We start from the raw sequence: 5,979 nt of genomic DNA on the forward strand, positions 1-5,979 counted from the left end.
CGCTGACCAGAATCACGCACCAAGTCTCACGTGCGTTCGACTTGAATCTCTATTGTCTGATGGAGTTTGAAACCGTGCGGTTCAATGAGCTGAAACGGTATCTGAAAACCATTTCCGACAAGACCCTCAGCATGAATCTCAAGGAGCTGGAAGCAGACAAACTGATCGTCCGCACCGAGTATCCGCAGATCCCGCCGAAGGTGGAATATACGCTTTCGGAACGAGGAAAATCGCTGATGACTGTGCTGGATCAGCTCTGTGTCTGGGGCGAGGAGAATCGACTGACAGAGTGACAACTTCCAGTTGTAATAGGCTGATGTATATGAAGGAAAAGTATACATCAGCTTATTTTTATATTGACAGAAGGTATACCGTCACGATATAATTTTATTATAATAATAGTAATTATTACTAAAATAGAAAGGAGAGGGGATTTACTTTATGGAGAAGAAGGCACTTTATAATTTATCGTATGGGGTTTTTATGTTATCAACACGTTCAGGGGAAAAGGTGAATGGCTGCATTACAAATACCTGTATGCAGGTGGCAAATGATCCGATCAGAATTGCTATTTCTGTACTGAACAGTAATTATACCTGTGAGTTGATTAAAGAGAGTGGTATTTTTGCACTGAGTTTATTGGACGAGCAGTGTTCCTTTGAGACAATCAGTCACTTCGGTTTTCAGTCTGGAAGAGATGTGGACAAATTTGATCAACTGCCTTTGCCGACGGACCATAATAATGTCCCGTACATGGGGTGGCATGCATGTTCTGTGATCAGCGGTAAAGTTGTGGAACAGCGTGATCTGGGGACACATACCTTGTTTATTGCGGAAGTGACGGATGCTAAGATGTTGAATGACAATGCTCCACTCACTTATGCAGATTATCAGAATCGTGTAAAACCGAAGAAAAAAGAGATATCCAAGGATAAGAAAATTATTGGATGGAGATGCAAAATCTGCAATTATGTATATGAGGGAAGTGAATTGCCGGCAGATTACACATGTCCTCTTTGCGGACACGATGCAAGTGATTTTGAACCGATATATGAGGGATAAACACCAAGTAATATTTGAAAAACTTGAGTAAGGAGAATATTTTCAGTTTGCGCAGGTAAAGAACGTAGATGAAGAGAGCAGGATATTTTCCCTGGCAGGCGATTGTTAGCCGCCGGGGCAAAATATCCTGCTCTCTTTTCATTACCTACCGTTTAATCATATACCTTTTTTCTATCTTACCGATTCACATCTGTATCTTACAATTTTGTAAGGATTCTGTAAGTCAAATCGATGGCTTGAACCCCGCCCATTTGTTATGATAGTCTCAACAAAGAAACAAGCATGCTGAAACAAAAATAAAAACATTCTGCAAGACATGAAATTATGAAAATCATGAAATGTCGGGCAGACCACAGCAAAGGAGTGACTATCATGGCAATTTTGGAAGTAAATAATGTAAAAAAGATATACACGACACGATTTGGCGGCAACCAGGTACAGGCGCTAAGCAACATCAACTTTTCCGTGGAAAAAGGCGAGTACGTGGCGATCATGGGAGAATCCGGTTCCGGAAAAACAACCCTGTTAAACATTCTGGCAGCACTGGATAAACCAACGGCAGGAGAAGTCCTGCTGAATGGCAAAAACCTGGTGTCCGTAAAGGAAAAAGAAATTTCAGCCTTCCGCCGGAACCATCTGGGATTTGTATTTCAGGATTTCAACCTGCTGGATAATTTTTCTCTGAAGGACAATATTTTTCTTCCACTGGTACTTTCCGGTGTGGATTACAGAGAGATGGAACAGAGGATTCAGCCAATCGCACAGAAACTTGGTATCAGGGATCTGTTAGAAAAATATCCATATGAAGTGTCCGGCGGACAGAAACAGAGGGCGGCGGTTGCCAGAGCACTGATCACCCGGCCGGAGCTTGTGCTGGCAGATGAACCGACAGGCGCACTGGACTCCAAAGCAACGGACAGTTTGTTAAATCTATTTTCCCAGATCAATGCAGAAGGACAGACCATTGTCATGGTAACGCACAGCACGAAGGCAGCCAGCCATGCAAACCGTATTTTGTTTATCAAGGATGGAGAAGTCTTCCATCAGATTTACCGTGGCAATGCCACAAACGAGCAGCTTTATGTGAAGATATCCGATGCGCTGACAGTACTGACGACAGGTGGTGAAGAACATGAGTAATCTGTATTTACGACTGGCAAAAACAAACATCAGAAACAACCGGCAGTTATATCTCCCATATCTGATTTCCGGAATTGTAACGGTGGCCATGTTTTATCTGATGATTTTTATTAATAATAATCCGGGCATGAAGACGATCCCGGGTGCTGCGAATCTGAAAATGATCATGAGTATGGGTGTCGGCATTATTGCCATCTTTGCCTGCATTTTCATCTTCTATACCAACAGTTTTATTATCAAAAACCGAAAAAAAGAAATTGGTGTGTACAATATCCTTGGAATGGAAAAACGACATATCGCAAAAGTACTGGGACAGGAAACATTTTTTGTGGCAGTGATCGCCATTGCCGGAGGAGTTTTATCCGGTATCGTATTTTCCAAGCTGATTCTGATGCTGCTTTACCGCATGCTTGGATTTCAGGAAAGTGTAAGTTTCTATGTGGCAAAAGCAGGTATTGAATATACGATTCTGGTTTTTGGGTTTGTATATGTTCTGACACTTTTATACAATTTATTACAGATTCGTCTGGCAAATCCGATTGAACTGTTGCGTGGCGGAAATGTCGGAGAAAAAGAGCCAAAGACGAAAGTACTGATGGCAATTGCCGGTATTACGTGTCTGACAGTGGCGTACTACATTGCCATTACAACGGAAAATCCGATGGAAGTACTGACAAAATTTTTCCTGGCAGTTCTGCTGGTTATTATCGGAACCTATCTGCTTTTTACGGCAGGAAGTATCGCCATTTTGAAAATGCTGCGGAAAAATAAAAAATTTTATTATAACAAAAAGCATTTTGCAGCTGTTTCCGGTATGCTGTACCGCATGAAACAGAATGCGGCAGGTCTGGCCAGCATCTGTGTGCTGTCTACGATGGTTCTGGTTATGATTTCCATGACAGTAAGTATGTTTGCCGGAGTGGATGATGAACTGAAAGCCTGTTATCCATACGAAGTGAACTATATGGACCGGTCAGAGACTATGGATCCGACCGTGGATGTACAGGAACTTTATCAGAAAATGGCGGATACCATTCAGGCACAGGGAAGAGAAATAACAGATTCAGAAGTCTACAGTTACTTTCAGATATTTATGACAGTAAAAGGATCAGAGTTTTTACCGCTGGACGGTTCTGTCGATGTATCTGCTACAGATATGACAGGTGTTACTTTTATCACCAGGGAGAGTCTGCTGGCTTCAGACCGTTCCCTGAAAGCATCGGAAATGCCTGAACCGGAAGCAGGAAAAGTAAACATTTACAGCAAAACTCCTTATAATCAGAGCACGATTCAACTGTACGGACAGACCTATGCGGTGGATCAGACGTTTTCCTACGAATCGGAAAATGATTCTTTTATGGTATTGGATGGCAGTATCTATGTCGTTGCGGATGAGTCAGTATTGCGACAGATTTTTGATCTTCAGAAAGCAGCCGGAATGAATGCGGATGGTTCCAGCATGCTCAGCATGTATCAGACAGAAATTTCCTTCGAATATGATGGAACAAAAGAAGAAAAACTGGCCTGCGCAGAAGCACTGAGCAAAGCCATGGAGTCCGGTGAAAATACCCATACCAGTTATCTGGAAAGCAGAACCGAGAATGAAAAAGACTTTTATGTATTGTACGGCGGTCTGTTCTTTCTGGGACTGTTCCTTGGCATCATGTTCCTGATGGTTACGGTGATGATCATTTTCTACAAACAGATTTCTGAAGGTTATGATGACAGAGAGCGCTATATTATCATGGAAAAGGTTGGTATGAGCCATGCGGAAGTAAAGGCTACCATTCAGTCCCAGATTCGGATTGTATTTTTCCTTCCACTTGTGATGGCTGCGATTCATGTGGCAGCAGCATTCCCGATGATCCGCAGGCTGCTGGCTATGCTGAATCTGACGAATGTACCGTTGTTTGTGACCTGTCTGGTTGTGACAATCCTGATTTTTACAGCTATTTATTATCTGGTATTTCGTATCACATCGAAAGCCTATGATAAAATTGTGTCTAAATAAGAAGCAATTTCAGGCGATTTTGCATAGAAAAATAGATTTGTCCGGTTGAATTTCGGACAGGATAATAGTATAATTTCCGTAGATTGTTAGAATTATAACAAACACAAGGAAAGATACGAGGAGGAATCTATCATGCTTAACTGGAAAAATTTAGATACCCTTGCTTCTTACGAGGAGCTGAAAAAAGTAGAGCCTGTCAATGTGGCAGAAGTGATGTCCGGGGAAAATGGGGCAGAACGTGTAAAAAATTACAGCATTCCAATGATGGATGGTCTTACTTATAATTATGCTGCAAAAGCAGTAGATGAAAAAGTGCTTGCAGCTCTGGCAAAACTTGCTGAGGAAGCACAGCTGATCGAGAAATATGAGTCTCTGTACAACGGAGCAGTGATCAATACCGGAGAGAAACGTCTGGTGCTTCACCAGCTTACCCGTGGTCAGCTTGGCAATGATGTAGTTGCTGACGGTGTAAACAAACGTGATTTCTATGTATCACAGCAGGAGAGAATCGCTGATTTCGCAAACAAAGTACATGCAGGCGAGATCACAAATGCAGCAGGCGAGAAATTTACAACGGTTGTTCAGATCGGTATCGGCGGAAGTGATTTAGGTCCACGTGCAATGTATCTTGCATTAGAGAACTGGGCAAAAGTAAATAACAAATTCAAAATGGAAGCAAAATTCATCAGCAATGTTGATCCGGATGATGCAGCAGCAGTATTAAATTCCATCGATGTGGCACATTCCATCTTCATTCTGGTTTCCAAATCAGGTACAACTTTAGAGACATTGACAAATGAGTCTTTCGTAAAAGATGCCCTTGCAAAAGCAGGTCTGGATGCTTCCAAGCATATGATCGCTGTAACAAGTGAGACATCTCCGCTGGCTAAGAGTGATGATTATCTGGCAGCATTCTTTATGGATGATTATATCGGCGGACGTTATTCTTCTTCTTCCGCAGTTGGTGGCGCTGTATTATCTCTGGCTTTCGGACCGGATGTATTTGCAGAGTTCCTGGCTGGTGCAGCAGAAGTAGATAAAACAGCTACAAACAAAGACTTATTAAAGAACCCGGAGATGCTGGATGCACTGATTGGTGTATACGAGCGTAACGTACTTGGATATCCGTCCACAGCAGTACTTCCGTATTCACAGGCACTGAGCCGTTTCCCGGCACATTTACAGCAGCTTGATATGGAGTCCAACGGAAAATCCGTGAACCGTTTCGGCGAGCCGGTTGATTATGTGACAGGACCGGTGATCTTCGGTGAGCCTGGTACAAACGGACAGCATTCTTTCTATCAGTTACTGCATCAGGGAACTGACATTGTACCGCTTCAGTTTATCGGATTTAAAAACAACCAGATCGGTACCGATGTAGTAATTCAGGACAGCACAAGCCAGCAGAAACTGTGTGCAAACGTAGCTGCACAGATTGTTGCATTTGCATGTGGTAAAGCGGATGAGAACCGCAATAAAAACTTCGAGGGTGGACGTCCTTCCAGCATTATCATCGGCGAGCAGCTGACACCGAAGACACTGGGTGCTTTACTTGCTCACTTTGAGAACAAAGTAATGTTCCAGGGATTTGTATGGAATGTAAACAGCTTCGATCAGGAAGGTGTACAGCTTGGTAAAGTGCTGGCAAAACGCGTACTTGCGCATGAGACAGACGGAGCATTAAAAGTATACAGTGATTTGCTGAATATCTAATTTTTGAAATTCAAGTCGAACGCACGTGAGACTTGGTGCGTGATTCTGGTCAG

5 protein-coding genes are annotated in these 5,979 nt (G+C 42.8%); all 5 read left to right on the forward strand.

Going from position 1 to position 5,979, the window contains the following annotated elements; genetic code table 11:
* Positions 1 to 2: 2 nt before the first annotated feature.
* The 5 genes from LG34_RS05235 (at position 3) to LG34_RS05255 (ending at position 5,926) form a co-directional block, all read left to right on the forward strand.
* The gene (locus LG34_RS05235) at positions 3 to 293 is read left to right on the forward strand and encodes a winged helix-turn-helix transcriptional regulator (RefSeq protein ID WP_242979806.1); all 291 of its coding nucleotides are present in this window, start codon (positions 3 to 5) and stop codon (positions 291 to 293) included.
* A gap of 148 nt (positions 294 to 441) precedes the next feature.
* Entirely contained in the window at positions 442 to 1,062 is a 621-nt protein-coding gene (locus LG34_RS05240) for a flavin reductase (protein WP_109215146.1), read from the forward strand.
* A gap of 372 nt (positions 1,063 to 1,434) precedes the next feature.
* Complete coding sequence (locus LG34_RS05245) at positions 1,435 to 2,202, forward strand: ABC transporter ATP-binding protein (protein WP_109215147.1); 768 nt, start codon at positions 1,435 to 1,437, stop codon at positions 2,200 to 2,202.
* The gene (locus LG34_RS05250) at positions 2,195 to 4,213 is read left to right on the forward strand and encodes an ABC transporter permease (RefSeq protein WP_109215148.1); all 2,019 of its coding nucleotides are present in this window, start codon (positions 2,195 to 2,197) and stop codon (positions 4,211 to 4,213) included. The genes LG34_RS05245 and LG34_RS05250 overlap by 8 nt, the downstream gene beginning before the upstream one ends.
* Before the next feature lie 132 nt (positions 4,214 to 4,345).
* Positions 4,346 to 5,926: a glucose-6-phosphate isomerase gene (locus LG34_RS05255; protein ID WP_109215149.1), complete on the forward strand. Its 1,581-nt coding sequence runs from the start codon at positions 4,346 to 4,348 to the stop codon at positions 5,924 to 5,926.
* Positions 5,927 to 5,979 lie beyond the last annotated feature (53 nt).

This window comes from Eubacterium ramulus, assembly GCF_003122485.1.
GTDB classification, from domain to species: domain Bacteria; phylum Bacillota; class Clostridia; order Lachnospirales; family Lachnospiraceae; genus Eubacterium_I; species Eubacterium_I ramulus_A.